The following is a 26,256-nucleotide window of genomic DNA, read 5'->3' on the forward strand; positions in this document are numbered from 1 at the left end:
GCAGGCCTGCAAGGCAAAACGCCCCGGCACTGCCGGGGCGTTTTGCTTGGCGCAGGTTGCCGGGCCTTATCCCAGCAGCGCGTCGGCGAACTCGTCCGCCTTGAACGGTTGCAGGTCTTCCACTTTCTCGCCCACGCCGATGAAGTAGACCGGCACCGGGCGCTGGCGCGCGATCGCCGCCAGGATGCCGCCCTTGGCGGTGCCGTCGAGTTTGGTCACGATCAGCCCGGTCAGGCCCAGCGCGTCGTCGAAGGCCCGGGTTTGCTGCAGGGCGTTCTGGCCGGTATTGGCGTCGATCACCAGCAGCACCTCGTGCGGCGCGCTCGGCATGGCCTTGCTGATCACGCGCTTGACCTTCTTGAGCTCTTCCATCAGGTGCAGCTGCGTCGGCAGGCGGCCGGCGGTGTCGGCCATGACGATGTCGATGCCGCGCGCCTTGGCCGCATTGACGGCGTCGAAGATCACCGCCGCCGGGTCGCCGCTTTCCTGCGCCACCACGGTGACGTTGTTGCGCTCGCCCCAGATCGTCAGCTGCTCGCGCGCGGCGGCGCGGAAGGTGTCGCCGGCGGCCAGCAGCACCTTCTGGTCATAGCGCTGGAAGTGCTTGCACAGCTTGCCGATGCTGGTGGTCTTGCCGGCGCCGTTGACGCCCGCGATCATCATCACCATTGGCTGCTCGCGGCCCAGCGCCATGGTCTTTTCCAGCGGGCGCAGCAGCTGGGTCAGCAGCTCGCGCAGTGCCGCCTTGACGCCTTCAGCGGTCTCGATGCGCTCGGCCTTGACGCGCTTGCGCAGCTCGCCCAGCAGGTATTCGGTGGCTTCGACGCCGGCATCGGCCATCAGCAGCGCGGTTTCCAGTTCTTCGAACAGGGCCTCGTCGACCTTGACGCCGACGAACAGCGTGCCGATGTTGCGGCTGGTCTTGGACAGGCCGGTACGCAGCCGATGCATCCAGCCCAGCTTCGCTTCAGCGGTCTGGGCGGGCGGCGGGACCAGCTCGAGCGCTTCGGCCGGTGCGGGCGCCGGCACGGGTACCGGGGCTGCCACGGGCGCTGGGGCAGGGGGTGGCACTTGCGCTGGGACCGGTGCCGGTGCGGGCGCAGGGACTGGCGCAGGCGTGGGGGCCGGTGCCGGCACAGGGGCGGGGACCTCGACCGGAGCGGGGGCCGGGGCTGGCGCCTCGACGGGCGCGGGCTCGGCCTTGCGCTTCTTCCAGAAACTAAACATTGGGGAATGGAGTCAATACCGGGGGCGATACCCTGGCGGCAGCCAATGCCAGCAGGCAACCGGTTATAAATCAATGGGTTACGCAGGTGTCGCGATGGCTGGGGAGAAACCGTTGTGGTCCCGGCCGGCGATTGCGTATAGTTCGCTACATGGCAGATTCATGCGCGCAGTCTTGCGCACGTGAGTCGATCGGCAAAATTCTAGCAGACGGGGTCGCATGAACCATTGCGCTGTCCTGACCGCTGCGGGCGCACAAGGCACCAAAGCCTGCGTCCAAACGCGCATCCAACGCCTCTCACAACCTTCCAATCCGCTTCCTGCCCGCGCCGCGCGTCTTGCGCGGCGTGTCATTCCCACGCTGCTGCTGGCCTTGCTGCCCTGGTCGATGCCGGCGGGGGCGCAGGAAGCCGTGCCCTCGCCGAGGCCCGGCACGCAGACCGCCCTGGCCGGCGCGACCGCGCAGGGCACGACTGAATACCGCCTGTCCAACGGGCTGCGGCTGATCGTCAAGGAAGACCACCGCGCGCCCACGGTGGCGCACCAGATCTGGTACCGCGTGGGCGGCATCGATGAGGTCAGCGGCACCACCGGCGTGGCGCACATGCTCGAGCACATGATGTTCAAGGGCACGCCCAAAGTTGGCGTGGGCGAGTTCTCCAAGCAGGTGGCCGCGCTGGGCGGGCGTGAGAACGCCATGACCAACCGCGACTTCACCATGTACTACCAGCAGATCGGCAAGCAGTACCTGCCGAGGATGATGGAGCTGGAGGCCGATCGCATGGCCAACCTCATCATCACCAAGGACGAGTTCGAACGCGAGATGAAAGTGGTGATGGAAGAACGCCGCCTGCGCACCGACGACTCCGCGCGCGGCACCGTCTATGAGCAGCTGCTGGCCACGGTCTACACCGCCGCCGCGTACCGCCACCCGGTGATCGGCTGGATGGACGACCTGGTCAATATGCGCGTGGATGACGTCAAGGAGTGGTACCGGCACTGGTACGTGCCCAACAACGCCATGGTGATTGTCACCGGCGACGTCAAGGCCGAGGAAGTGCGCGCCCTGGCCGAGCGCTACTACGGCAAGGTCAAGCCGCGCACGCTGCCGCTGCGCAAGGACCAGGAAGAGCCGGCGCAAAAGGGCATCAAGCGCATCTGGGTCAAGGCGCCGGCCGAGAACCAGTACATGGTGATGGCCTACAAGGTGCCGCGCCTGCGCGATATCGAGAAGGACGTCGACCCCTACGCGCTTGAGGTGCTGTCGGCCGTACTCAACGGCTACGACAACGCACGCCTGACGCGTGAACTGGTGCGCGAGCAGCGCCTGGCCGACGACGTCAACGTCGGCTACGACAGCATCAACCGCGGCGAGTCGCTGTTCGTACTCGACGGCACGCCGGCCACAGGCCACAACACCGACGAGATCGAGCGCGCACTGCGCGCCGAGGTCCAGCGCATCGCCAAGGAAGGCGTGTCGCCGGAGGAGCTCAAGCGCGTCAAGGCGCAGGTGGTGGCCGGCCAGATCTACAAGCGTGATTCGGTGTTCGGGCAGGGCATGGAAATCGGCGTGTCCGAGATCTCGGATATCTCCTGGCGCCAGATCGACCGTATGCTCGACAAGATCAAGGCCGTCACGCCGGCGCAGGTGCAGGCCGTCGCCGCGAAGTATTTCAACGACGACAACCTGACCGTGGCCACGCTGGTGCCGCAGCCGATCGATCCAAACAAGCCCAAGCCCCAGGCCCCGTCGGGCCTGCGCCACTGAGGAAAGGCGATGACTCAGTACGTCACCACCCCGCAGCGTGCGCTGCGCAAACTGGCCGGCGCCGCATTGGGCGCCGTCGTCCTGCTGGCCGCGCAACTGGCGCAGGCCGCGATCCCGATCGAGCACTGGACCGCGTCCACCGGCGCCAAGGTGTTCTTCGTGCACAGCCCGTCGATCCCGATGCTCGACGTCAATATCGACTTCGACGCCGGCAGCCGCTATGACCCGCCGGGCAAGGCCGGGCTGGCCACGCTGACCGCCGCGCTGCTGGACAAGGGCGCCGCGGCGCTGGAGGGCCAGCCGGCGCGCGATGAAGCGAAGATCGCCGATGGCTTTGCCGATACCGGTGCCGCCTTTGGCGGCGCTGCCGGCGGCGACCGCGGCGGCATCGGGCTGCGCACGCTGACCGAGCAGCCGGAGCTGGACCAGTCAGTCGCGCTGGCCGCGCAGCTGATCAAGGCACCGACCTACCCGGACGCCGTGGTCGGGCGCGAGAAGCAGCGCCTGATCACCGCCATCCGCGAAGCCGACGCCAAGCCCGGCGTGATCGCCGACAAGGCGCTGGCCAAGGCCATGTATCCCGACCACCCCTACGGCGTGGCCGCGACGCCGGACAGCGTGGCGTCGATCACACGCGACGACATCGTCACGTTCTGGCGCGACAACTACGGCGCGCAGCGCGCCGTGGTGACGCTGATCGGCGCGGTCGACCGCAAGCAGGCCGAAGCCATTGCCGAGCAGCTCACGCGCGGGCTGCCGCCCGGCAGCGCGGCGCCGGCCATGCCGCAGGTGCGCCTGAACATCGCCCCGAGCGAGCAGCGCATGCCGCATCCGGCACAGCAGTCCAGCGTGGCCATCGGCCAGCCGGCCATTGCCCGCGGCGACCCCGATTACTTCGCGCTGCTGGTGGGCAACTACGTGCTGGGCGGCGGCGGCTTCAGCTCGCGCCTGACTGACGAGGTGCGCGAGAAGCGCGGCCTGACCTACGGCGTGGACAGCTACTTCGCGCCGTCCAAGCAGCCGGGTCCGTTCGGCATCAGCCTGCAGACCAAGAAGGCGCAGACCGACGAAGCGCTGGCGCTGGTGCGCCAGGTGCTGGCGCGCTTTGTCGCCGAGGGCCCGACCGAGAAAGAGCTGCGCGCGGCCAAGGACAACCTCATCAACGGTTTCCCGCTGCGCATCGACAACAACCGCAAGCTGCTGACTAACGTCGCCAATATCGGCTGGTACGGGCTACCGCTGGATTACCTGGACACCTGGACTGCCCAGATCGGCAAGGTCACGCGCGAGCAGGTCAGGGCCGCTTTCCAGCGTCATGTGCGCCCGGACAATATGGCGACGGTGATCGTCGGCGGCCCGGTGGCAGCGCCTGCGACCGCCGCCAGGCAGTGATGCCGGCACCGCTTGGGCCCGTCATGCGCGCCGGGGCTCCGGCGCGTGCGGCGAACCGGCCCGCAGGCTCTACAATCACGGGATGAATTCGCGTTCCCGATTGCCGACGCCCGCCACCGGCGGGCGACCCGCCTCTCCTGCCGCTGCCAGCGGCGGGCGTTCCCCCGTTTCCGCGGCGCCACGCCAGGCACCGCGCCAGGCACCACGCCAGGAACCGTCCCAGGTCCGCATCATCGGCGGCCGCTGGAAGCGCACCTTGCTGCCCGTTCCCGACGCCCAGGGCCTGCGCCCCACGCCCGACCGCGTGCGCGAGACGCTCTTCAACTGGCTCGGCCAGGACCTGTCCGGGCTGGAATGCCTGGACCTGTTCGCCGGCTCCGGCGCGCTCGGCTTCGAGGCCGCCTCGCGCGGTGCCGCCGCGGTCACGCTGGTCGAGTCCAATGCGCGCGTGGCCAAGCAGCTGCGCGACAACCAGTACCGGCTCGACGCGGCCCAGGTGCGCGTGATGCAGGGCGATGCCTTTGCCATTGCCGCGCAGCTGCCCGATGCCAGCTTCGACGTGGTTTTCCTGGATCCGCCCTTTGCCGAGGACTGGATCGGGCCGGCGCTGGAGCATGCGGCGCGGCTGTCGCGGCCCGGCGGCGCAGTCTATGTCGAGACCGACCATGCGCTGACCGGTGCCGACGCGCCGGTGCCGGCATCGCTTGAAATCGTGCGCCACGCGCGCGCCGGCGCGGTGCATTTCCACCTGCTGCAGCATCGCGTGCCGGGCAACGGCGCGGCCTGATGCACCAGGCTGGGGCGATTGTCGGGGTAGGCCTGTTCCGCAATGAGGAAGGTCCCCTTCCTCAATAGGAAACGGGTTCTTAGCTGCGCTGCGGCAAAACGGTGCGCCGGGCGACTTCCAAGTGGCGCATTTGGGGTTACACTACGCCGCTGTCACAACGCTCGCGACGCAGCACCCACGCCGGTCCGGCCGGCGCAAGAGGCGGCCCACGGCCGGCAGCGGGCAGATCAAGGAGGAAGTATGGTCATCGCGGTCTATCCCGGCACGTTCGATCCAATGACCCGGGGACACGAGGATCTGGTCCGCCGTGCGTCGAACATCTTCGACGAACTGGTGGTGGGCGTGGCGCACAGCCCCAACAAGCGCCCGTTCTTTTCGCTCGAAGAGCGCATCGGCATTGCCCGTGAAGTGCTCGGGCATTATCCCAATGTGCGCGTCGAAGGCTTTTCCGGCCTGCTCAAGGACTTTGTGCGCAACAACAATGCGCGCGTGATCGTGCGTGGCCTGCGCGCGGTGTCCGACTTCGAGTACGAATTCCAGATGGCAGGCATGAACCGCTACCTGCTGCCCGACGTGGAAACCATGTTCCTGACGCCGTCGGACCAGTACCAGTTCATCTCCGGCACCTTTGTGCGCGAGATCGCGGTGCTGGGCGGCGACGTCAGCAAGTTCGTGTTCCCGTCGGTGGAACGCTGGCTGCAAGAGAAAATCGGCAAACCGGAATAAAATAGCAGACTCAGATACGTCGAGTCGCGGCCAGTCGGGCGCGGGCGTGTCCGCAGGAAGGAAACACCATGGCGCTGATGATCACTGACGACTGCATCAACTGCGACGTTTGTGAGCCCGAGTGCCCGAACGAAGCCATTTCGATGGGGCCCGAGATCTATGAAATCGACCCCAACAAGTGCACCGAGTGTGTCGGGCACTTCGACGAGCCGCAATGCCAGCAGGTCTGCCCGGTCGCCTGTATCCCCAAGGATCCGAACCGCGTCGAAACGCATGAGGTCCTGATGCAGCGCTACCGGCTGCTGACGGCCGCAAAGCACGCCGCCTGACCCGCAGCTTCAGCCAGGCAAAAAAAGCCCCCGGCACCGCAAGGTGACGGGGGTTTAACTTTTCCCCAGTTACTGCTGCTACTACCTACAACACTACGCGGTCACGCACCCATCGGCTTGCCGTCGCTACGGCGCACCACGATGGTGGACGAGCGCGGCGGCTTGGCCGCGTCCGGCCACTTGCCGGTGGGATGCTGGATATTGATGAAGCAGGTGGTCAGGTCCGGCGTGTAGGCAATGCCGGTGATCTCGCAGCCGGTCGGGCCCGCCAGGAAGCGCCGGGACTGACCCGTCGGCGAGATGTAGTACATGCTGTTGTTGCCGAACGTGCCGGTATAGGTGGCGCTGGTGCTGGAATCGGTCTGCACCCACAGGCGGCCCTTGGGGTCGACGCGCAGGCCGTCCGGGCTGGAGAAGGTGTCGCCGTTGATATTGCCCTTCAGGTTGTCGGTGGCCAGCGACGGGTCGCCTGCCTGCAGCAGGATGCTCCACGTGAAGGTCGTGGCCAGCGGCGAATTGCCGGCTTCGTTCCACTTGACGATATGGCCGTGCAGGTTGTTCTTGCGCGGGTTGGCGGCGTCGGTCTGCTGGCGGCCGCTGTTGTTGGTCAGCGTGCAGTAGAGCGTCTTGTCCGGTGCGGCCGTGATCCACTCGGGGCGGTCCATCAGCGTGCCGCCGGCCACGCGCGCGGCCGATTTGGTGTTGATCAGCACATCGGCCTGGCTGGTGAAGTCGACCGTGCTCGGCGCCGGCGAGACCGCCGACTGGGTCCAGTTGCCCGGGTCCGATGCGCCGACGGTCAGGCCGTTCTTGCCCTGCGTCAGCTCGATCCACTGGCCGCTGCCGTCGGCATTGAACCTGGCAACGTAAAGCGTGCCGCTGTCCAGCAGGTTGGCATTGGCGGCGCGGTTGTTCGGATCGAAGGCCTTGCTCGGGATGAATTTGTAGATGCAGCCCGGCGTGCCGTCATCGCCCATATAGAAGGCGACGTTGTTGCTGGCGTCGGTCAGGAAGGCGACGTTCTCATGGTCGAAACGGCCCATCGCCGTGCGCTTGGCCGGCGCGCCCAGCGTGCCGTACGGGTCGATCTCGACCACCCAGCCGTAGCCGTTCTCGGCCTGGGTCGGGTCGATGTAGTTGTCCGTGCTTTCTTCGCAGGTCAGGTAGGTGCCCCACGGCGTGTAGCCGCTCGAGCAGTTGTTGAGCATGCCGACCACGGTCGAGCCCACCACCGAGGCGGCCGGGCCGCCCACGCGGTACAGCGTGTTGCCGGTGTAGCGCTTGTTGTAGATCGAGTCGCGCTTGACCTGCCACTTGCCGCTGACGGCCAGTTCGACTTCGATCACCGAGATGCCCACCGCCGACAGGGCGATGCGCTTTTGCTCCGCGCTTGCGGTGGCGGCGTTGTAGGCGGTCGGGAACAGGATGTTGTAGTCCGGCAGTTCGTGGTTGATCGCGAGCAGGCCGCCCTTCTGCGGATCGACGCCCGGCAGCGCGAAGTAGTGCATGCCGTCGTGGTTGCCGCCGGCCTGGCGCTCGGTTTCGGCCGAGGACTGGAAAGCGCCGGCATAGCCGGTGGCGCCGGCTTCGACCGGGTCGCCGGCGGAGAACAGCACGTCGACGCTGTAGCCGTTGGGCACGACCACGGTATCGGCGGTCGACTTGGCGATCGGCTCGAAGGTGACGTCGTAGCTCGGGGCGACCGCGGCGGGCGCGGGGGCCGGAGCGGGTGCGGGCGCGGGGGCCGGTGCCGGTGCGGGATCGGCATCGCCGCCACAGGCGGCCAGCAGGCCGCTGCCGAACGCCGAGGCCAGCGACAGGCCCAGGCCGCCGCGCAGCACCCGGCGGCGGGCCGGATTGGCGGCTACGATGTCTTCAAGCATCTGGCCGGGCACTTCAACGTCGGGCTTGGCAGCGCGGCTGGCGGCTCGTGCTTCATCGGTCAGGTACGACATGGGCTTCCTCCTGTGGGTTGTCATGCGCATCGGCCACCATGCGATACCGATGCGATTGGAAACCACGGAATGTATGTGCCGCCCATGGCACTTTGATGACATATTGTCTGCAACAGCAGTCTTGGACCGCCAAATGACGACGGGCCGCAGATGCGGCCCGTTTTCATGCTGTTGTCGCAGGGATGTGCGTATTTGTCAGCGCGTGGTGTGCAGCTGCGCCATGGCGCGTTCGGCATCGCCGCGCGCCAGCAGGCCGAGCGGGTCGATGCAGCGGTCGATGGCGGCATCGATGGCTTCCTGCTCCTCGCGCCGCGGCGGTTTGAGCACGAAGTTGACCACGTCCTCGCGGCCCGCGCCGGCGCCGCCGGGCGCGTTGCGCGGATGGCCCACGCCCAGGCGCAGGCGCCAGTAGTCCTGCGTGGACAGGTGGGCCGAGATGTCCTTGAGCCCGTTGTGGCCGCCCGCGCCGCCGCCGCGTTTGAGCTTGGCCGCGCCCGCCGGCAGGTCCATCTCGTCGTGCGCGACCACGATCTCGTCGGGGAGGACCTTGTAGAAGCGCGCGAGCGACACCACGGCCAGCCCGGAGCGGTTCATGAAGGTCGACGGCTTGAGCAGCCAGATATCCTGGTCCCACAGCCGCGCACGCGCGGCTAGGCCGTGGAAGCGGCCCTCCACGCGCATCGTGGCGCCGCCCATGCGGGCCAGCTGGTCCACCAGCCAGAAGCCGGCGTTGTGTCGGGTGGCCTCGTACTCCGCACCGGGATTGCCGAGGCCGACGATGAGCTTGATCATGCGTTTGACTGGGTCGTTGGCGCGCAAGGCTGCGCCACAAGCGCCAAGGATACCGAAAAACCGGCAGACGGCTGCCGGGCGAAAAAAAACCGCCGCAAGAAGCGGCGGTTTCTTCGTGGCGCGGCCGGCAGGCCGCAACCGCTGCTGCAGCTTAGGCAGCCGGCGTTTCGCCAGCGGCTTCGCCACCTTCGGCAGCTTCCGACACGGCACCAGCCGGTTGCGAGATGCTGGCGATAGCCGGGTTGTCGTCACCGTGGGTGATCACGGTCACGCCCTTCGGCAGCTTGATGTCCGACAGGTGGAGGGTCTGGTTCAGCTCGGCGGCGGCCAGGTCCACTTCGATGAACTCAGGCAGGTCGGCCGGCAGGCACGACACTTCCAGGTCGTTCACGATGTGGTTGACGATGCCGTGGCCCAGCTTCACGCCAGGAGCGGTTTCCTGGTTCATGAAGTGCAGGGGCACCTTGACGTGGATCTTGTCGTTGGCCGACACGCGCTGGAAATCGACGTGCAGCACCAGCGGCTTGAACGGGTGCATCTGGAATGCGCGCAGCAGGGCCTGTTCCGACTTGCCAGCGACTTCCAGTTCCAGGATCGACGAGTGGAACGCTTCCTTCTTCAGGGCGTGCCACAGCGCGTTGTGATCCAGTTCGATCATCTTCGGTTCGGCGGCGCCGCCGTAGATGATGCCGGGGGTCTTGCCCGAATTGCGCAGGCGGCGGCTCGCACCCGTTCCCTGTACGCTACGCTCGAAAGCGACAACTTTCATGATGACTCCAAATGTAAGAAGGCTGTCCGCGACCAGACAGCCTCGTTGCGGCGCAAACAGAAAATGATGCGCCGATCAGGTCACGTTGATCGCTGAAAAACGGCGATCAACGCAGTAAAGCCCTAAATTCTATCAGGAACCCGCAAACAGCGACATGATCGAGTCGCCCTTGACGATGCGGGTGAAGGTCTCGGCCAGCAGCGGGGCGGTCGAGAGCTGGCGGATCTTGGTGCATTTGGCGGCTTCTTCGGACAGCGGGATGGTGTCGCACACCACCACTTCGTCCAGCGCCGAGTCCGCGATGCGGGCGGCCGCGCCACCCGACAGCACCGGGTGCGTGCAGTAGGCGAAGACCTTCAGCGCGCCGCGCTCCTTCAGCACCTGGGCGGCCTTGCACAGCGTGCCGCCCGTGTCGATCATGTCATCCATGATGACGCAGTTGCGGCCGTCGACTTCACCGATGATGTTCATCACCTCGGCCACATTGGCCTTGGGACGACGCTTGTCGATGATCGCCAGGTCGCAGTTCAGTTCCTTGGCCAGTGCGCGGGCACGGACCACGCCGCCGACGTCCGGCGACACCACCAGCAGGTCGCCGTAGTTCTTCTCGCGCAGGTCGCCCAGCAGTACCGGCGAAGCGTAGATGTTGTCGACGGGAATATCGAAGAAGCCCTGGATCTGGTCAGCGTGCAGGTCCATCGTCAGCACGCGCTCGACACCGGCGACTTCCAGCATGTTGGCCACGACCTTGGCCGAGATCGCGACGCGCGCCGAACGCGGGCGGCGGTCCTGGCGGGCATAGCCGAAGTAGGGCATGGCGGCGGTGATGCTGCGTGCCGAGGCGCGCTTGAGCGCGTCGACCATCACCATCAGTTCCATCAGGTTGTCGTTGGTCGGCGCGCAGGTGGACTGCAGCACGATGACGTGCTTGCCGCGAACGTTTTCCTGGATATCAACTTGAACTTCGCCGTCGGAGAAACGGCCAACCAACGCCTTGCCCAGAGGAATGCCGAGGTGCTGTACGACAGCCTCCGCGAGTTTGGGGTTGGCGTTGCCGGTAAATACCATCAAGCCTTCGCTGCTCATTCGGGGCACCTGTCTTGCTGCTGGGGGAGCTTGGTGTCACCGGCAAAGCCGGTGACTGATACAGAGGGTCCGTAAGGACACTATAGGAATGTAATGGCAGGGGAAGAAGGATTCGAACCTTCGAATGCCGGAATCAAAATCCGGTGCCTTGACCAACTTGGCGACTCCCCTACACAACCGGGCCGTTCTTCGTGGTACCAGACTGCCGTACCGCGCCGAACGAAAACTTGCTACGCGAGCGCTGCGAGCGGATGACGTGCCAGACTGCGCACACACCTGCCATCCCATTCAGGGGGCAACCTTTCCAAAACCTGCTGTGCTGTTGCTGCGTCGGGAAAACGCGCAAACACGCAGGCTCCGGAACCGGTCATCCTGGCATGCTGATTGTGTTGCTTCAGCCATGCTAGGGCTCGGGCGACTTCGCCGAACTTCGCTGTTGCTATCGGTTCCAGGTCGTTGCGACCGAAATCGAATTTGTTTGTGCGAGCAGCGAAGACCGCAATTATGGAGAGCGGCGTATCCCTTGTCAAGCACTCGTCCGAAAAAATTTCAGCGGTGGGGACATGCTGTTTCGGGTGGATGACTACGAACCAGCTGTCGGGCAGCTCGACTGGCGTCAGGTCCTCGCCGATGCCCTGTGCAAAGGCGTTCTGGCCCAACACGAACACCGGCACGTCGGCGCCCAGCGCGAGGCCGATGCGCATCAGTTCGGCACGCGCAAGGCCCAGTCCCCACAGGTGATTCAGCGCCAGCAGCGTGGTGGCGGCATCGGACGAGCCGCCACCGATGCCGCCGCCCATCGGCAGCACCTTGTCGATGGCGATATCGGCGCCGAAGGCCGTGCCGCTGGCAGCCTGCAAGGCGCGCGCGGCGCGCACTGTCAGGTCTGTGTCGGCCGGCACGCCGGGCACGTCGGTGACACGTGCGATGAGGCCGTCATCGCGCCTGCGGAAATGCAGCGTGTCGCACCAGTCGACCAGCTGGAACACGGTCTGCAGCGTGTGGTAGCCGTCGGCGCGGCGGCCGGTCACGTGCAGGAACAGGTTGAGCTTGGCCGGCGCGGGGCAGTCGCGCAGTTCGGGCGGGGGCAGGGGCTGGCTGCGGTGCATGGCGTGGTTCACGGCGTCTGGGGATCGATCACGAGGCGCACCGACAGCGGATTGCTGCCGGCGTCGCGCGCCAGGTCGATGCGGCGCGGCACCTGGGCGGCCGCTTCCTGCCAGGCGACGTAGCGCACGGTCCAGCCGTTCTGCGCCAGCGTTGCCAGCCGGCCCTGCTCGTCGCGCGTGGTGCGCGCGGGCGCGCCCTTGGTGGCGCGGCCGTGCAGCCAGTCGCGCATGCCGGACACCGGCAGCGCAAAGCCAAGTGCTTCTTCCATCAGGGTGTCGACCTCGGGCGCGTTGCGCGGCGGCTGGTTGGGCAGGTCGAGCGTGGCGCCGGACGGCGTGGCGGTCACCACGGCCAGGGTCTGGCCAAGCGGGGACACCAGGTCCAGTCGCACGTTGCGGCCCTGCTCTTCCCAGCGGAAGCTTCCCTGCACGCCTTCGTCGCGCCCGTAGCGCACGTAGTTGGCGGAGAAGCGGCCGGTGTATTGCTGGCTGGCGGCGGCCTGGTCGCCATCAAAGCTGCGCGACGGTGCCACGCTGGCACACGCCTGCAGCAGCAGCGGGGCGCCAAGGCAGAGGAGCGCCAGGCGTCGGGATCGGTTCATGGGCTTGGTCGTGAGGACGGCGGCGCGGCGGCGGCCGCCGGCTGACGGGAATCCGGCGCCGCGGACCCGGGCTGCGGGCCGCGGCGGCGGGGTTACTTGGACAGTTGCATGTTGACCTTGTAGCGGCGCAGCGTGTCGACCAGGGTCTCGTTCTCGGGATCGGTCCGGACGGCCTCGGTCCAGGTCTTGCGCGCTTCGTCGTGCTCGCCGAGCTGCCACAGCACCTCGCCCAGGTGCGCGCCGATCTCGGCCTCGGGCGCCTTGGAATAGGCGTTGCGCAGCAGGTCGGCCGCCGGGCGCAGGTCGCCCATGCGGAATTTGACCCAGGCCAGGCTGTCCATGATGTACGGATCATCCGGCCCCAGCTCGGAGGCGCGCTCCAGCAGCTTGAGCGCCTCGGGCAGGCGCTCGTTGCGGTCGGCCAGCGAGTAGCCCAGGGCGTTGTAGCCCTGCTTCTGCTGCGGCTGCAGCGCGATCACCTTGCGCAGGCCCTTTTCCATGCTGTCGTAGCGCTTCTGGCGCTCGTCGAGCATGGCCAGCTCGTAGATCCAGTCGGCGTTGTCGGGCTCGGCCGTGACGCGGTCGTTGAGCAGCTTGCGGGCGCGGTCATAGGCCTTGCTTTCCATCAGCGTGGCCACCTCGGCCTGGCGGATGGCGGTCACGCGCTGCGTGCGCTGGCCGGGATCGGGGATGTCCTCGGCGTCGGTGAGCATCTCGCCGAAGAGCGCCTGGGCGTCGTCGAGCTTGCCCATGCGCGCCAGCAACTGTGCGCGCTTGGCGGTGGCCGCGGGCGCCAGCCGGATGTCCTCGATGCGGTCCAGCCACTGGATGGCACCGGCGTAGTCCTTGCGCTCCTCGGCGATCTGCGCCAGGTACTGGTAGGCAATGTCGGGGTTGGCGGTGGGCTGCTTCTCGACCAGCTGCAAGTATTCCTTCAGGTACTGCTCGGCCTCGCCATAGTTCTTGGCCTGCAGGCTGGTCAGGCCCAATGCCAGCGGCACGCGCGGGTCGCCCGGGGCTACCTTGCGCAGCGTCTCGAACTCCTGCCGGGCCGACTGCATGTCATTGCGCAGCAGGTACAGCCGCGCCAGCGTGATATGGCCGTTGACCGAATCGGGCGACTTGTCCAGGAAGCGCTTCAGGATCGCGACGGCTTCGTCGGGCTGTTTCTCGGCGCGCAGCTCGGCCGCCATCAGCGCGGCCGCTTCATAGTCCGGGCGCAGCCGCAGCGCCTGGTCGAGCGCGGCGAGCGCGCCCGGCTCGTCGCCGGCGACTTCCCTGGCGCGCGCCAGGGCCAGCTGCGTTTCAGGCAGCTTGGTGTCATTCTTGGTCAGGTCCTGCAGCAGTGTGGCCGCGCCGGCCGGATCGCTGGTGCGCGACAGCTGCTGCTGCAGCTGCAGGATGGCCTCGCCGCGATGGGTGGCCGGCACCGCCGCCAGCTGTTGCTGCAGCAGGGGCCGGGCATCGTCCCAGCGGCCGTTGAGCACCAGCAGCGTCGACAGCACCTGATTTGCGGCGGGTGAAGTCGGCGAAATCTCCTTCCACAGGCGCGCCGAGTCCAGCGCCTGCTGCGGGATGCGCGCATTGAAGGCGATCTCGGTGGCGCGCTGCGCGAAGCGCGGGTCGCGGGTCTGCCGGGCCAGTTCCATGTAGGTCCGGTAGGCCGGGCCGACCAGGCCCCGCTGCATGGAAATCTCCGCGGCCAGCACCATATAGACGATGTCGTCGGTCAGCTCCAGCGACGGCAGCGCGCTGCGTGCCGGCTTGCTGGCGGCGGCGGGGCGCTCGCTTTCGGCCGCGGCCAGCTGCAGTGCCGATGGCAATGGCATGGCGCCCGCGGGCGGCGCGGCATGGCTGGCGCCGGCGGCCAGGGCCAGCAATGCCGAGGCGGCCAGCGCACGCGCATGGCGGCGCGGCGCCTGGAAAAACCGGGCCAGGGCGCCAGCCGTGCGCGCTGTGCGGGGAACGGCGCCTGGAAAAGCGATCGGGAGGCCGCCCGCGGTGGCTTGCAACGTGGAGTCCGGCATCAGGTCCGGCATGAGGTCCGACATGTAGTGATTGCTCCGGCGCGCGCTGGCGAAGGATGGGAGAAAACGCATTGATGAGGCCATTGTAGCCTGCCGCTACAATGCGCTGCTTGGCGCCGCGGGCCGGTGCCCACAGGCGCCGCAGGAGTTTTGAGCGGTAACCAACGGAGAGGTTCGATGCCAGAATTGCCCGAGGTCGAAGTGACCCGGCGCGGCTTGCTGCCGCATGTGGTGGGGCGGCGCATCGCCGCGGTCACGGTGCGCCACCGCGGCCTGCGCTGGCCGGTCGATCCGGAACTGGAAATGCGGCTGGCCCAGCGCGTGGTGCGCCGGATCGAGCGCCGCGGCAAATACCTGCTGCTGGAATGCGTGAGCGAGGCGGCGGGCGAGTCGGCCGGCTGGCTGCTGGTCCACCTGGGCATGACCGGCACGCTGCGGGTGCTGCCCGATGCGCCGCCGCCTGGCGCGCACGACCACCTGGACCTGTTGCTGGCCCCCGCGCCCGGCGCCGCGCTGGGCACCCAACCGGGCACCATCGTGCTGCGCTTTCGCGATCCGCGTCGCTTCGGCGCCATCCTGTGGAGCACGCTGCCCGAGGCCGAACTGCCGTCGCATCCGCTGCTGCGCACGCTCGGCATCGAGCCCTTCGATCCTGCCTTCGACGGCGCCTGGCTGCACCGCCACACGCGCGGGCGCAGCGCCGCCATTAAGACCGTGCTGCTGGCCGGTGGCATCGTGGTGGGCGTCGGTAATATCTATGCGTCCGAGAGTCTGTTCCGCGCCGGCATCCGCCCGACCACCCCGGCCGGGCGCCTGAGCCGCGCGCGCTGCGACCGCCTGGCGCAGGCGGTGCGCGAGACCCTGGCGCAGGCGATCGAGCGCGGGGGCAGCACGCTGCGCGACTTTGTCGGCAGCGACGGCGCCAGCGGCTATTTCCAGCTTGATTGCCTGGTCTACGACCGCGCCGGCCAGCCGTGCCGCGTCTGCGCCACGCCGGTGCGCCAGATCGTGCAGGGCCAGCGTTCCACCTTCTACTGCCCGAACTGCCAGCACTGAGCCCTGGCGGCAGCCGCCCGGGCAGGCGCCGTGTGGCGCACAATGCGCGCCGCCGGCGATTGTCGATGGGTCGGCGCAACACTCCTTGTGCAAGCCATGACCGAGGGACGTGAATTCCACAAAACCGCTGTGGAAACCTGTATCGTGTGTGCAGTCATAAAAAGTTACAAAATGGCCCGACTGCTTGCAGGGTAGACAGTGGTCGGGCCGGCATTGCGCGAACACGGGCGCAGCGCGAAAGCGGCGTGCCCCGAGGTAAAACCAAGTCAGCCGAACAGCTCCATGACAACGCTCGCCCATCAATTCGAACAATACGGCGCCTGGAGAACCGGGGTCCTCCAGTCACTGGCCGAATTCCAGTCCTGGCTGCAGCAGCACGACCTGTACGACGCCCAGGCCGATGACCGCGTGCAGCGCATCCAGAGCGTGCTGCGCAGCGACCGCCTCAAGGTCGCCTTTATTGCCGAGTTCTCGCGCGGCAAGAGCGAGCTGATCAACGCCATCTTCTTTGCCGACTACGGGCGCCGCATCCTGCCGTCGTCGGCGGGGCGCACCACGATGTGCCCGACCGAGCTGCGCTATGACGAGGCCGAGCCGCCGTGCATCCGGCTGCTGCCGATCGAGACACGCCTGCAGGAGGCCTCTACCGCTGACTTCCTGGAGGCCGGCACCTCGGCTTCGCACTGGCATTCGGTGCCGCTGGACCCGTCTTCGCCCGAGGGCATGCTGGCTGCGTTCCAGCACGTGGTGCAGACCGTGCGCGTGCCGCCCGCGCAGGCCGAGGCGCTGGGCCTGTACCACGAGAACGATCCCGATGCCGCCTACGCGGTCGATGCCGAGGGCATGGTCGAGATCTCGCGCTGGCGCCACGCCGTCATCAATTTCCCGCATCCGCTGCTGCGCCAGGGCCTGGTGATCCTGGACACGCCGGGCCTGAATGCGATCGGCACCGAGCCCGAGCTGACGCTGCGGCTGATCCCCGACGCCCATGTGGTGGTGTTCGTGCTGGCCGCCGATGCGGGTGTCACCAAGAGCGACCTGGAGCTGTGGCGCAGCCATGTCGGCGCCGGCCACCGGCGCGGCTGCCTGGCGGTGCTCAACAAGATCGACGGGCTGTGGGATCCGCTGCGCGAGCCGGGCGAGATCGCGCAGGAGATTGCGCGGCAGGTGTCCACCACCGGGCAGGTGCTGGGTATCGAGCAGTCGCGCGTCTATCCGGTATCGGCGCAGAAAGGCCTGGTGGCCAAGGTCACGCACGACGACGAGCTGCTGGCGCGCAGCGGCCTGCCCGAGTTCGAGCACGTGCTGTCCGACCAGCTGATCCCGCGCCGGCGCGAGATCGTTTCAGACCAGGCGCACCGCCTGGTGCAGGACATGGCGCGCGCCGCGCAGCAGCTGCTGCAGACCCGCCGCCGCGATATCGTCGAGCAGCTGTTCGAGCTGCGCGGCCTGCGCGGCAAGAACCACGCGATGGTCAAGCACATGCTGATGCGCGTGCAGGGCGAGAAGGAAGAGTTCGAGCAGAGCATCAGCAAGTTCCAGGCGCTGCGCCTGGTCTTCGGCCGCCACAGTGCCGACATCATCAAGAGCCTGCAGCTGCGCGACGTGCGCCTCACCATGCGCAGCGCGCGCGAGCAGATGAAAGAGCGCTTCTTCTCGCGCGGCCTGCGCGAAGACATGGACGCGCTGTTCGCGCAGCTGACCAGGCTGGTGACCGATGCCGACAACAAGATCAGCCAGCTGCACCAGCTGATCGAAAGCATGTACCGGCGCTTCAACGCCGAGCACGGCTTCACGCTGCCCGCGCCGATGCAGTTCACTGCCGAGCGCTACGTGGCCGAGCTTGAGGAAACGCTGCGCCTGGTGCATGCGCACTTCGGCACGGTCAGCATGCTGACGCGCTCGCGCCCGCAGCTGGTGCAGAGCGCCTTCAGCACCATGGCCAGCCGCGTGCTGGAGAACTTCCGCGACCTGAACCGCGATATCGAGGTCTGGCTCAAGTCGGTGATGACGCCGCTGGAGGCGCAGGTGCGCGAGCACCAGAAGCAGCTGCGCCGGCGCGTCGATTCGATCGAGCGCATCCACGAGGCCACCGACACGCTGGAAAGCCGCATTGCCGAGCTCGAGGAAGTGCTCAACGGCCTGGACGAGCGCAGCGGCCGTATCGAGGGCTACGCGCAGCGGCTGCTGCGGCCGACGGCCGCCGCCGACAGCGCGAGCCTTGCGGTGGCGTAGCCAGATCCTGAAGCCGGTATATCATGTGGCGCCGCACTGAGCGGCGCCATTTACTTTGGTGCGCCGCCGTGCCCCCGCGCTTCAGAACGTTTCACCCAGATGCCCCGCAAACCAGCCCCCCGTGCCGTTCCCGCCATCCCCGACGATATCCGCGTGCCGCCCGACTTCGGCGCCCGCGTGGTCGACTGGCAGCGCCAGCATGGCCGGCACGACCTGCCGTGGCAGAACACGCGCGACCCGTACCGCATCTGGCTGTCGGAGATCATGCTGCAGCAGACCCAGGTGAGCGCGGTGATCGACTACTTCCAGCGCTTTGTCTCGCAGCTGCCCACGGTGCAGGCACTGGCGGCGGCGCCTGCCGACCAGGTCATGGCGCTATGGGCGGGGCTGGGCTACTACTCGCGCGCGCGCAACCTGCACCGCTGCGCCATGCAGGTGGTGAGCGAGCACGGTGGCCGTTTCCCGACCGATCCCGCGCTGCTGGCCACGTTGCCCGGCATCGGCCGCTCCACCGCCGCGGCGATCGCCGCGTTCAGCGCCGGCGTGCGCTCGCCGATCCTGGACGGCAACGTCAAGCGCGTGTTCGCGCGCTGCTTCGGCATCCACGGCCATCCGGGCGAGCGCGTGGTGGAAACGCGCATGTGGCAGCTGGCCGAGCTGGCCTTGCCGGCGGCAGGCCCGCGCCAGGCCGAGGACATGATCGCCTATACGCAAGGGCTGATGGACCTGGGCGCCACGGTATGCTCGCGCGGCAAGCCGGCCTGCCTGGCCGATGCCGGCGCGTGCCCGCTGTCGGCCGACTGCGTGGCGCGCCGCGACGGTCTCACCGGCGTGCTGCCCACGCCCAAGCCGCGCGCGGCCATCCCCGAGCGCAGCACGGTGATGCTGCTGGTGCGGCGCCAGCGCGAAGTGCTGCTGCGCCTGCGCCCCGGCAGCGGCATCTGGGGCGGGCTGTGGAGCCTGCCTGAGATGCCGGTCGACAGCGTGCCCTTCGACGCGGAAGTCGCCGAGGCGGCGGCGCTCGACTATGCCAGAGCCTTCGGCAAGCCCGCGCGCGCCGCGCTGACCGGCGAGCTGACCCATGTGTTCACGCACTTCCGCCTGCTGATCCGTGCCATCCGGGTCGATGTGAGTGCGGACGGCGCAAGCCTGATGGCGCAGGACAGCGCCGCGGAAGCCGCGCAGCGCTGGATCTCGCTTGACGATCTCGATGCGGTGGGGACGCCCGCGCCGGTGCGCAGGCTGCTGGAGGACCAGGCGCGCGGCGGGCTGTTCTGAAGTCTGGGGTTGGGGATCCGCGCCTAGAGCATGTGGTTCTGGCGCATGTAGCGGTGCACGATCTCGATGCGCATGCCGGCATCGGGCAGCGCCATCAGCATCTGCTTGGCCTTGAGCGGCACCGGCAGCAACTCACACAGCCGGTTGGCGACCCAGCTCGGGTCGTCCCACAGGTAGGGCTCGTCGAACGGCAGCCGGTCAGGGTGCTCGGCGTGCAGCCGCGTGACAATGCGCCGCAGCGCATCCAGGCATTCGCCCAGCAGCTCCAGCTTGCAGTCGATGATGTCGGGGGGCAGCACCTCGGCGCGGGCGACCAGCAGGCCGTCGTCGCGGGTGTCATGGCTGACGATATGGAAGCGCTCGCGGCCGCGCGCGCGGATCAGCAGCACGCCCAGCTGCTCCATGTTGCAGTCGACGATTTCCGCCAGGCAGCCGACCAGCTCGGGCACGGTAGGCTGGTCCGGCCGGGCCACTTCCTCGCCGCTTTCGATCAGGCAAACGCCAAAGGGTGTGTTGTCGCGCAAGCAGTTGCGCACCATGTCGACATAGCGCGCCTCGAACACGCGCAATGGCAGCCGTCCACCGGGAAACAGCACGGTGTGCAACGGGAACAGCGGCAGGTTGTCGAGCGTCCGTGGCGGAACTTCTGATCCCGTGGGACGGTAGAGGTCGGTCGAGGACATGCAGTGCCAGCTTGGGTATCGCGCAGCAATGGGCCAGCCGGCCAACGCGGTGCGCAGATGCCAGTGATGCCAGTGGGCAGTCCCGCCTGCGTCAGCCCGCCGGTGCGAGCTCTCGGTGTCTCACCAGCACATTACCATGCGCCCGGAAGTAGTTGGCAAGCCTTTCCGTAATATAGACCGAGCGATGCTGCCCGCCGGTGCAGCCGATCGCAACGGTCAGGTAGCTGCGGTTGTCGGCAATGAAGCTTGGCAGCCACTTTTCCACATAGGCGCGGATATCCTCGGCCATTGCCAGCACCATTGGCTGGGCCTGCAGGAAGTCGATCACCGGCGTGTCACGCCCCGTCAGCGGGCGCAAGGCCAGGTCGTAATAGGGGTTGGGCAGCGAGCGCACGTCGAACACCATGTCCGCATCGCTGGGCACGCCATGCTTGAAGCCGAACGACTCGAACAGCAGCGTCAGCCGCTGGCTGTCGTCGCGGATCAGCTCCTTGATCCAGCTGCGCAGCGTATTGGTGCGCACATTGCTGGTGTCGATGCGGTGCGCGGCCTCGGCCAGCGGGCTCAGCAGCGCGCGCTCCATCTCGATCGCTTCCATCAGCGCGGTGTCGTTGAAGGCCGGTTCAACGCCAGGGCCCGGCATGCCGTCGGTACGCACCGACAGCGGGTGGCGGCGGCGCGTCTCGGAATAGCGCTGCACCAGTGCGTCGGTGCTGGCGGTCAGGAACACCACCTCGACCTGGTGCTCCGCGGCCAGCGCGCGCACGGTGTCGGGCAGCTGGTCGAGCGACTCGCGGCTGCGGATGTCAGTGGCGACGCCCAGGTGCGTATAGCCCTGGCTGTCGAGGTAGCGGGTCAGTTCCGGGATGAACTGAGCCGGCAGGTTGTCCACGCAGTAGTAGCCTGCGTCTTCGAGCACGTTCAGTGCGACGGACTTGCCGGAACCGGATATGCCGGTGATGAGGATGATGCGCATAGCAACTGAAGCATAGCATCACGTGATGAAGGCGTCATGACACCACGCACAAAGCAAGCATGGCGAACCTCGCGGTTCGCCATGCTTTTGCCGTCAGTTTGCGGCGCTGGGTGCGGCTCAGGCTGCCTTGGACAGGCATTCCTTCATGTAGGCCTTGTATTCGTCGCCCTTCTTGCCCTTGCCCGACTTGCTGCAGGAAGCCATTTTCTCCTGCTGGGTCTTGGACGCGCCCTTGGACAGGCATTCCTTCATGAACGCCTTGCGTTCGTCGCCCTTCTTGCCGGCGGCTTGCGTATTGCAGGCCTTCATCTTGTCCTGCTGGGCGTTGGCTGCGGGCTTGTCCGGGGTAGCCGGGGTGGCGGGCGTGGCAGGCATGGCCGGCGTTGCCGGTGCGGTGGCCGCTGGCTTGGCTGGCGTGGCGGGGGTTGCCGGCGTGGCCGTGGTCTGTGCAAAAGCGCTGGCGGCGATCATCGGGGTGACCAGCGCGCACATCGCGATCAGTTTCTTCATGCTTGCTCTCCTGGGTGTGGAAAACTTCATGGCCGCGCGCCATTGCCGGCGTTGCAGCTTCCGTAACGGGCGCGATGCCCATTACAGCACAAAACGGAGCATGCCTGAAGCACGTTGACGTTCTGCGTCAACGCCGTTGTAAGCAAATGAAAACGCTGGGGCTCAGAGCAGGCGGCCCTGGCCGCGCGAAACCGCATCGGCCTGCATCGCGGCGCGCTGCCGGTCCATGAAGTCGCGCAGCGTATCGATGCCGCGCAGGCGCAGGATGGTGTTGCGCACCGCGGCCTCGACCAGCACGGCCAGGTTGCGCCCGGCCGCCACCTGGATCTTGACCATGTGGATCGGCAGGCCCAGCACGTCCAGGTATTGCGAATCGAGCGGCAGCCGCTCGAACTCGCCGTCGTTGCGGCGCACCAACTGCACCACCAGTTTGATCTTCATCTTCCGCCGCACCGCGGTCTCACCGAAGATGGTCTTGATGTCGAGCAGGCCCAGGCCGCGCACTTCAAGCAGGTTCTGCAGCAGCGGCGGGCAGCGGCCTTCGATAAAATCCGGCCCCAGGCGCACGAAGTCCACGGCATCGTCGGCCACCAGCCCGTGGCCGCGCGAGATCAGTTCCAGGCCCAGTTCGCTCTTGCCCAGGCCCGATTCGCCCATGATCAGCACGCCCATGCCCAGGATGTCGAGGAAGACCCCGTGCATGGTCACGCGCGGCGCGGAGATGCGCGACAGGTACAGGCGCAAGTGGTCGATCACCGCGGCCGACGACACCGGCGTGGTGAACAGCGGCGTGGACGAGCGCGTGCAGCGCAGTTCCAGGTCGGGCGGCGGCTCCATGCCGTCGGCGATCACCAGGAAGGGCGGCTCCAACAGGATCAGCTCGCCCATCTGGCGCTTGCGGGTCTCATCGTCCAGCCGCTGGTAATAAGTGATTTCGGGCTTGCCGAGCACCTGGATGCGGTTGGGGTGGATCAGGTTCAGGTGGCCCACCAGGTCGGCGGCGGAGGTGGCTTCGCGGGCGAACTCCACGTCGAAGGCGCGGTCCGCGCCTTCCAGGCCGGCCACCCACGAGAGTTTGATGTCGGCTGCGTTGTCGTCGAAGATGGACTGGGAGGTGACGCCGGTGAGTTCCATGCGGTATGACTGGTGGGGCGGTTTGCGAAGCGCCTGGCGCCTGCCCGGTCTGGTGCCGGCCCGCCTGGGGGATCAGGGGATCAGGGATGCCATGCGATCAGCAGCTGATGGACGGCATCGGGCGTCGGCAGCGTGGCCAGTCCTTCGCGCATGTCGCGGTCGGAAAGCAGTTGCGCGATTTCTGACAGGATTTCCAGGTGCTGCTGCGTAGCCTGTTCGGGCACCAGCAGGAAGATCAGCAGCGATACCGGCTTGCCATCCGGCGATTCGAACGGAATCGGCTCGGCCAGGCGCATGAAGGCGGCCAGCGGCTGCTTCAGGCCCTTGATGCGGCCGTGCGGGATCGCCACGCCGGCGCCCAGGCCGGTGGATCCCAGCGACTCGCGCGCGAACAGGTTGTCCGTCACGATGGCGCGCGCCACACCATGGTTGTTCTCGAAGAGGAGCCCGGCCTGCTCGAACACACGCTTCTTGCTGGTGACGCTGACGTCCAGGGTGATGTTGCCGGGTGGCAGCAATTTGGCCAAACGATTCATGGGCGATGCGCAGGATTTCAGTTAGCGGGCAGATCGTTCCGCGGGGCAGTGGGCTGGCTCCGGGCTGCCGTTGGCCTGGCCGGAGGCGTCCGGCCCATTATAGAGCAGCGACTACCCCCGTATTGTGCAGCGCAGCGGGGCAAGCCGGTGCAGAACGATACATGGTGATGCAATCGTGCCTCCGGGCCGGGAGCCGGCGCACCGATGCGGGGCGCGGCCAGGATTCCCTCTCTTTGTATGGCGCAGCATACACCTTGGCGCTGCGCTTGCGAACACTCTTGCCCATTCGGGTGAAAAGCGTTGGCTCCGGCGCCACAGCCGGGCCGCACCGCCAGTGCGGGCGCGGCATGCCGGCGGCAACCCGGAACGCAAGGGCGCAAAAAAGCCGCGCTTCGTGGCGCGGCTTGCCTGTTCAATCCTGATTCAGCAGCCCGCTGCGGGGCTGCCGGGCACGGTCATTGCTGCATTTGCGCTGCGGCCATCTGGTACTTGACCGCTTCGCGGTCGTGGCCTTGCACGCGATCCTTGTAGCGGATCACCTGACGGTCCAGCTTGTCGACGAGTGCGTCGATCGCTGCATATAGGTCTTCGTGATGCGCCTCGACAAAGATGTCCTTGCCCTTGAGATGTAGATTAATTTCCGCGTACTGACGCCGGTCCTTTTCCTTGTGGTTGTCGACAGAGAGCAGCACGCTAACGCCAATGACCTGATCGAAATGCCTGACGATTCGCTCCAGCTTCGTTTCCACGTACTCACGCAGAGGGGGCGTGATGTCCAGGTGGTGTCCACTGATCTTGAAGTTCATAGCGCTTCTCCTTCTGAAAGAGCCTCACCAGGCAGGCGGTGGGCTCGGCTACAAAGACTTGCGGAGATTGACTGCGGGGATCTTCAGGGCTTCGCGATACTTGGCAACAGTGCGGCGCGCAACAACAAAGCCTTGCTCACCCAGCAGTTCGGCAATGCGACTGTCGGAAAGGGGATTCCTCGGGTCTTCGGCTCCTATCAGTTGCTTGATCAAGGCGCGGATGGCCGTTGATGAAGCCGCGCCACCGGTTTCGGTGGACACGTGGCTGCCGAAGAAGTACTTCAGTTCGAAAGTACCCATCGGCGTTGCCATGTATTTATTGGTCGTCACCCGGGAGATGGTTGACTCGTGTAAACCCAGTGTATCGGCAATCTCCCGCAAAACCAAGGGGCGCATGGCGATTTCGCCGTGACTGAAAAAGTTCTTTTGACGCTCGACAATGGCCTGCGAGACACGCAGGATTGTGTCGAACCTTTGCTGGATGTTCTTGATCAGCCAGCGCGCCTCTTGCAGCTTTTGCTGCAGTCCGGCCGTGCCGGACTCACCCTTCGCGCCACGCAGGATTTGGGCATACATATCGTTGATGCGCAGCCTCGGCATCACATCCGGATTGAGCTGCGCGATCCAGCCGCCGCCACCCTTGCGCACGAACACGTCCGGCACCACGAAATCCGCTTCCGGGCGGCTGTACGCATGGCCGGGGTAGGGCGCCAGCGAGCGGATCAGTTCGTGTGCGGACTTCAGTGCCACTTCATCTACCTGCAGCGCCTTCTTCAGCCGCGTGTAGTCGCGTACTGCGAGCAACTCCAGGTGATTGCTAACGATGTTCAGCGCCAGTTCGCGTTGCGGGTGCGTCAGGCGTCGCAACTGCAGGGCCAGGCACTCGGCGGCGTTGCGCGCACCCACGCCGGGCGGGTCGAAACTCTGCAGCAGCGTGAGGATGGCGTGGACTTCGTCGATCTCGAACTCGAGTTCTTCCGGCAACTCCGTGCAGATCTCCTCAAGCGATGCGCTCAGGTAGCCATCGTCGTCGAGCGATTCGATCAGGAAGATGGCCAGGCCTTTGTCGCGCGCCGAGATCTTCAGCGGCGTGAGCTGCTCCATCAGGTACTCGCGCAGCGTGGGCTCGGCCTCGCGCAGCTGCATCGGCGTTTTTTCATCCTCGTCGCCCTGGGGGCGGCGGGCAAAGTCGTCCAGGCTCCAGTCGCCGCTGCCGTAGTCGTCGCCGTTGCCGCTGTCGCCATAGCTGTCGTCGTCACCCGCGCCGTCGGCGCGAGCCTCGCCATTGCCCTGGGGCTCAGCCGGGGCGGGCGCCGGTGCGCTCTGCAGGTTGACCGAGCCGTCGGCCGCCACGCGCAGCGGGCTTTCGATCCAGTCGTTCTCGCGCTCGAGCAGCGGGTTTTCCGTCAGCGCCTGTTCGACCTCTTGCTGCAGTTCCAGCGTGGAGAGCTGCAGCAGCCGGATCGACTGCTGCAGTTGCGGGGTCAGGGCCAGATGCTGGGAAAGACGGAGCTGTAGCGACGGTTTCATGCGAGCTATTCTATGCGCATCTTTCCGTTGTTGGAACGGAAATTGCTATCGCTTATGCGGTCCGATCGCCGCTGGCTGTGGGAGGGCCCACGCGCACCCGCGAAGAGGCCTGCCGCTCGCGGGCAGGCCGTTAAGTCACATGCGGAAGTTCTCGCCCAGGTAGACGCGCCGCACTGCATCATTGGCGATGATTTCCTCGGGCTGGCCCGCGGCCAGCACCGTGCCTTCGCTGATGATGTAGGCGTGGTCGCAGATGCCGAGCGTCTCGCGCACGTTGTGGTCGGTGATCAGCACGCCGATATTGCGTGCCTTGAGGAAACTGACGATGCGTTGGATCTCGCCCACGGCGATCGGGTCCACGCCGGCGAAGGGTTCGTCCAGCAGGATGAAGCGCGGCGACGACGCCAGCGCGCGCGCGATTTCCACACGGCGGCGCTCGCCGCCCGACAGCGACAGCGCCGGGTTGTTGCGCAGGTGCGCGATCTGCAGGTCGTCGAGCAGCGAATCCAGGCGGCGCTCGATCTCGGTCTTGGGCAGCGGCTTGCCGTTGCTCACCTGAAGCTCCAGCACCGCGCGGATGTTCTCTTCGACGTTGAGCTTGCGGAACACCGAGGCTTCCTGCGGCAGGTACGACAGCCCCATGCGCGCGCGCTCGTGGATCGGCAGGCCGCTGATGTGGTCGCCGTCGAGCACGATATCGCCTTCGTCCAGCGCCACCAGGCCCACGATCATGTAGAACGAGGTGGTCTTGCCCGCGCCGTTAGGCCCGAGCAGGCCGACCACCTCGCCGCTCTTCACGTCGAGCGAGACGTCCTTGACCACCGTGCGCGAGCCATAGCGCTTCTTCAGGTGGCGCACGACCAGCGTGCTGCCGCCGGGAAGGACGGTGGAGGCTTCGACGGAAGGCTTGTCGGCGATGGTTGCGGTATCGGTCATTGGCACGGTC

Annotated in this window: 24 protein-coding genes and 1 tRNA gene; 8 read left to right on the forward strand and 17 right to left on the reverse strand. The window is 66.9% G+C overall.

From position 1 onward, the window contains the following. Positions 1–66 precede the first annotated feature (66 nt). Positions 67–1,227 (reverse strand): signal recognition particle-docking protein FtsY, encoded by a 1,161-nt coding sequence (gene ftsY / locus CNE_RS01865; RefSeq protein WP_013955457.1) that lies wholly within the window; start codon positions 1,225–1,227, stop codon positions 67–69. 217 nt (positions 1,228–1,444) lie between these two features. Between ftsY and CNE_RS01870 the strand changes: the two genes are divergently transcribed. The 5 genes from CNE_RS01870 (at position 1,445) to CNE_RS01890 (ending at position 6,226) form a co-directional block, all read left to right on the forward strand. After that, positions 1,445–2,992, forward strand: a complete 1,548-nt coding sequence (locus CNE_RS01870) for a M16 family metallopeptidase (RefSeq protein WP_013955458.1) — start codon at positions 1,445–1,447, stop codon at positions 2,990–2,992. A gap of 9 nt (positions 2,993–3,001) precedes the next feature. Continuing rightward, complete coding sequence (locus CNE_RS01875; RefSeq protein WP_013955459.1) at positions 3,002–4,384, forward strand: M16 family metallopeptidase; 1,383 nt, start codon at positions 3,002–3,004, stop codon at positions 4,382–4,384. Positions 4,385–4,466: 82 nt separating this feature from the next. Then, a complete protein-coding gene (gene rsmD, locus CNE_RS01880; RefSeq protein ID WP_013955460.1) occupies positions 4,467–5,171 on the forward strand; it encodes a 16S rRNA (guanine(966)-N(2))-methyltransferase RsmD in 705 nt (234 codons plus the stop codon). 240 nt (positions 5,172–5,411) lie between these two features. Beyond that, on the forward strand, positions 5,412–5,897 hold the full coding sequence (gene coaD / locus CNE_RS01885) for a pantetheine-phosphate adenylyltransferase (protein ID WP_010814369.1): 486 nt from the start codon (positions 5,412–5,414) through the stop codon (positions 5,895–5,897). Between the two features lie 68 nt (positions 5,898–5,965). Beyond that, entirely contained in the window at positions 5,966–6,226 is a 261-nt protein-coding gene (locus tag CNE_RS01890; RefSeq protein ID WP_010814370.1) for a YfhL family 4Fe-4S dicluster ferredoxin, read from the forward strand. 101 nt (positions 6,227–6,327) lie between these two features. On the opposite strand, the gene CNE_RS01895 is transcribed toward CNE_RS01890, so the two are convergent. The 8 genes from CNE_RS01895 to CNE_RS01930 all read right to left on the reverse strand — a co-directional run bounded on the left by CNE_RS01895 (position 6,328) and on the right by CNE_RS01930 (position 14,590). Further along, a complete protein-coding gene (locus CNE_RS01895) occupies positions 6,328–8,181 on the reverse strand; it encodes a PhoX family protein (RefSeq protein ID WP_013955461.1) in 1,854 nt (617 codons plus the stop codon). Positions 8,182–8,376: 195 nt separating this feature from the next. Beyond that, positions 8,377–8,973 carry an aminoacyl-tRNA hydrolase gene (pth, locus tag CNE_RS01900; RefSeq protein WP_013955462.1) on the reverse strand — a complete coding sequence of 199 codons (597 nt, stop codon included), beginning with the start codon at positions 8,971–8,973 and terminating at the stop codon, positions 8,377–8,379. 151 nt (positions 8,974–9,124) lie between these two features. Further along, on the reverse strand, positions 9,125–9,742 hold the full coding sequence (locus CNE_RS01905) for a 50S ribosomal protein L25/general stress protein Ctc (protein ID WP_013955463.1): 618 nt from the start codon (positions 9,740–9,742) through the stop codon (positions 9,125–9,127). 132 nt (positions 9,743–9,874) lie between these two features. Beyond that, entirely contained in the window at positions 9,875–10,828 is a 954-nt protein-coding gene (locus CNE_RS01910) for a ribose-phosphate pyrophosphokinase (RefSeq protein WP_010814374.1), read from the reverse strand. 94 nt (positions 10,829–10,922) lie between these two features. After that, positions 10,923–10,999, reverse strand: a tRNA-Gln gene (locus tag CNE_RS01915). A 59-nt stretch (positions 11,000–11,058) separates the two neighbouring features. Beyond that, a complete protein-coding gene (gene ispE, locus CNE_RS01920) occupies positions 11,059–11,937 on the reverse strand; it encodes a 4-(cytidine 5'-diphospho)-2-C-methyl-D-erythritol kinase (RefSeq protein WP_013955464.1) in 879 nt (292 codons plus the stop codon). Between the two features lie 8 nt (positions 11,938–11,945). Next, positions 11,946–12,539 (reverse strand): lipoprotein insertase outer membrane protein LolB, encoded by a 594-nt coding sequence (gene lolB / locus CNE_RS01925; RefSeq protein WP_013955465.1) that lies wholly within the window; start codon positions 12,537–12,539, stop codon positions 11,946–11,948. A gap of 92 nt (positions 12,540–12,631) precedes the next feature. Next, positions 12,632–14,590 carry a tetratricopeptide repeat protein gene (locus tag CNE_RS01930; RefSeq protein WP_013955466.1) on the reverse strand — a complete coding sequence of 653 codons (1,959 nt, stop codon included), beginning with the start codon at positions 14,588–14,590 and terminating at the stop codon, positions 12,632–12,634. A 153-nt stretch (positions 14,591–14,743) separates the two neighbouring features. Here CNE_RS01930 and mutM point away from each other — a divergent pair, with 153 nt between their 5' ends. The 3 genes from mutM (at position 14,744) to mutY (ending at position 19,135) form a co-directional block, all read left to right on the forward strand. After that, positions 14,744–15,622, forward strand: coding sequence for a bifunctional DNA-formamidopyrimidine glycosylase/DNA-(apurinic or apyrimidinic site) lyase (gene mutM / locus CNE_RS01935; RefSeq protein ID WP_013955467.1), 879 nt, complete (start codon positions 14,744–14,746; stop codon positions 15,620–15,622). Positions 15,623–15,904: 282 nt separating this feature from the next. Beyond that, positions 15,905–17,857: a dynamin family protein gene (locus tag CNE_RS01940; protein ID WP_013955468.1), complete on the forward strand. Its 1,953-nt coding sequence runs from the start codon at positions 15,905–15,907 to the stop codon at positions 17,855–17,857. A gap of 99 nt (positions 17,858–17,956) precedes the next feature. After that, on the forward strand, positions 17,957–19,135 hold the full coding sequence (gene mutY / locus CNE_RS01945; RefSeq protein ID WP_013955469.1) for an A/G-specific adenine glycosylase: 1,179 nt from the start codon (positions 17,957–17,959) through the stop codon (positions 19,133–19,135). Positions 19,136–19,158: 23 nt separating this feature from the next. On the opposite strand, the gene CNE_RS01950 is transcribed toward mutY, so the two are convergent. From CNE_RS01950 to lptB, 8 genes are all read right to left on the reverse strand, one after another. Beyond that, a complete protein-coding gene (locus CNE_RS01950; protein ID WP_013955470.1) occupies positions 19,159–19,818 on the reverse strand; it encodes an LON peptidase substrate-binding domain-containing protein in 660 nt (219 codons plus the stop codon). Positions 19,819–19,909: 91 nt separating this feature from the next. After that, positions 19,910–20,794 carry an RNase adapter RapZ gene (gene rapZ, locus CNE_RS01955; protein ID WP_013955471.1) on the reverse strand — a complete coding sequence of 295 codons (885 nt, stop codon included), beginning with the start codon at positions 20,792–20,794 and terminating at the stop codon, positions 19,910–19,912. 117 nt (positions 20,795–20,911) lie between these two features. Further along, positions 20,912–21,304 (reverse strand): PsiF family protein, encoded by a 393-nt coding sequence (locus CNE_RS01960; protein WP_010814383.1) that lies wholly within the window; start codon positions 21,302–21,304, stop codon positions 20,912–20,914. A gap of 162 nt (positions 21,305–21,466) precedes the next feature. Continuing rightward, the gene (hprK, locus tag CNE_RS01965; RefSeq protein WP_010814384.1) at positions 21,467–22,438 is read right to left on the reverse strand and encodes an HPr(Ser) kinase/phosphatase; all 972 of its coding nucleotides are present in this window, start codon (positions 22,436–22,438) and stop codon (positions 21,467–21,469) included. Between the two features lie 80 nt (positions 22,439–22,518). Further along, the gene (ptsN, locus tag CNE_RS01970; protein WP_010814385.1) at positions 22,519–22,974 is read right to left on the reverse strand and encodes a PTS IIA-like nitrogen regulatory protein PtsN; all 456 of its coding nucleotides are present in this window, start codon (positions 22,972–22,974) and stop codon (positions 22,519–22,521) included. 455 nt (positions 22,975–23,429) lie between these two features. Further along, on the reverse strand, positions 23,430–23,780 hold the full coding sequence (gene hpf / locus CNE_RS01975) for a ribosome hibernation-promoting factor, HPF/YfiA family (protein WP_010814386.1): 351 nt from the start codon (positions 23,778–23,780) through the stop codon (positions 23,430–23,432). A gap of 48 nt (positions 23,781–23,828) precedes the next feature. Beyond that, positions 23,829–25,310, reverse strand: a complete 1,482-nt coding sequence (locus CNE_RS01980) for an RNA polymerase factor sigma-54 (protein WP_013955472.1) — start codon at positions 25,308–25,310, stop codon at positions 23,829–23,831. Positions 25,311–25,445: 135 nt separating this feature from the next. Next, positions 25,446–26,246: an LPS export ABC transporter ATP-binding protein gene (lptB, locus tag CNE_RS01985; RefSeq protein WP_013955473.1), complete on the reverse strand. Its 801-nt coding sequence runs from the start codon at positions 26,244–26,246 to the stop codon at positions 25,446–25,448. Positions 26,247–26,256 lie beyond the last annotated feature (10 nt).

It is taken from the genome of Cupriavidus necator N-1, assembly GCF_000219215.1.
GTDB classification, from domain to species: Bacteria; Pseudomonadota; Gammaproteobacteria; order Burkholderiales; family Burkholderiaceae; genus Cupriavidus; species Cupriavidus necator.

Excerpts from the sequence above, each read along its gene's own strand:
- CNE_RS01895 (WP_013955461.1), bottom strand. The coding sequence starts at position 8,181 with ATGTCGTACCTGACCGATGAAGCACGAGCCGCCAGCCGCGCTGCCAAG.
- rapZ (WP_013955471.1), bottom strand. The coding sequence starts at position 20,794 with ATGCGCATCATCCTCATCACCGGCATATCCGGTTCCGGCAAGTCCGTC.
- CNE_RS01950 (WP_013955470.1), bottom strand. The coding sequence starts at position 19,818 with ATGTCCTCGACCGACCTCTACCGTCCCACGGGATCAGAAGTTCCGCCA.
- hpf (WP_010814386.1), bottom strand. The coding sequence starts at position 23,780 with ATGAACTTCAAGATCAGTGGACACCACCTGGACATCACGCCCCCTCTG.
- CNE_RS01870 (WP_013955458.1), top strand. The coding sequence starts at position 1,445 with ATGAACCATTGCGCTGTCCTGACCGCTGCGGGCGCACAAGGCACCAAA.
- coaD (WP_010814369.1), top strand. The coding sequence starts at position 5,412 with ATGGTCATCGCGGTCTATCCCGGCACGTTCGATCCAATGACCCGGGGA.
- lptB (WP_013955473.1), bottom strand. The coding sequence starts at position 26,246 with ATGACCGATACCGCAACCATCGCCGACAAGCCTTCCGTCGAAGCCTCC.
- CNE_RS01930 (WP_013955466.1), bottom strand. The coding sequence starts at position 14,590 with ATGTCGGACCTCATGCCGGACCTGATGCCGGACTCCACGTTGCAAGCC.
- CNE_RS01905 (WP_013955463.1), bottom strand. The coding sequence starts at position 9,742 with ATGAAAGTTGTCGCTTTCGAGCGTAGCGTACAGGGAACGGGTGCGAGC.
- mutM (WP_013955467.1), top strand. The coding sequence starts at position 14,744 with ATGCCAGAATTGCCCGAGGTCGAAGTGACCCGGCGCGGCTTGCTGCCG.
- CNE_RS01980 (WP_013955472.1), bottom strand. The coding sequence starts at position 25,310 with ATGAAACCGTCGCTACAGCTCCGTCTTTCCCAGCATCTGGCCCTGACC.
- CNE_RS01960 (WP_010814383.1), bottom strand. The coding sequence starts at position 21,304 with ATGAAGAAACTGATCGCGATGTGCGCGCTGGTCACCCCGATGATCGCC.
- pth (WP_013955462.1), bottom strand. The coding sequence starts at position 8,973 with ATGATCAAGCTCATCGTCGGCCTCGGCAATCCCGGTGCGGAGTACGAG.
- ptsN (WP_010814385.1), bottom strand. The coding sequence starts at position 22,974 with ATGAATCGTTTGGCCAAATTGCTGCCACCCGGCAACATCACCCTGGAC.
- CNE_RS01875 (WP_013955459.1), top strand. The coding sequence starts at position 3,002 with ATGACTCAGTACGTCACCACCCCGCAGCGTGCGCTGCGCAAACTGGCC.
- mutY (WP_013955469.1), top strand. The coding sequence starts at position 17,957 with ATGCCCCGCAAACCAGCCCCCCGTGCCGTTCCCGCCATCCCCGACGAT.
- CNE_RS01940 (WP_013955468.1), top strand. The coding sequence starts at position 15,905 with ATGACAACGCTCGCCCATCAATTCGAACAATACGGCGCCTGGAGAACC.
- ftsY (WP_013955457.1), bottom strand. The coding sequence starts at position 1,227 with ATGTTTAGTTTCTGGAAGAAGCGCAAGGCCGAGCCCGCGCCCGTCGAG.
- hprK (WP_010814384.1), bottom strand. The coding sequence starts at position 22,438 with ATGGAACTCACCGGCGTCACCTCCCAGTCCATCTTCGACGACAACGCA.
- rsmD (WP_013955460.1), top strand. The coding sequence starts at position 4,467 with ATGAATTCGCGTTCCCGATTGCCGACGCCCGCCACCGGCGGGCGACCC.
- ispE (WP_013955464.1), bottom strand. The coding sequence starts at position 11,937 with ATGCACCGCAGCCAGCCCCTGCCCCCGCCCGAACTGCGCGACTGCCCC.
- CNE_RS01890 (WP_010814370.1), top strand. The coding sequence starts at position 5,966 with ATGGCGCTGATGATCACTGACGACTGCATCAACTGCGACGTTTGTGAG.
- lolB (WP_013955465.1), bottom strand. The coding sequence starts at position 12,539 with ATGAACCGATCCCGACGCCTGGCGCTCCTCTGCCTTGGCGCCCCGCTG.
- CNE_RS01910 (WP_010814374.1), bottom strand. The coding sequence starts at position 10,828 with ATGAGCAGCGAAGGCTTGATGGTATTTACCGGCAACGCCAACCCCAAA.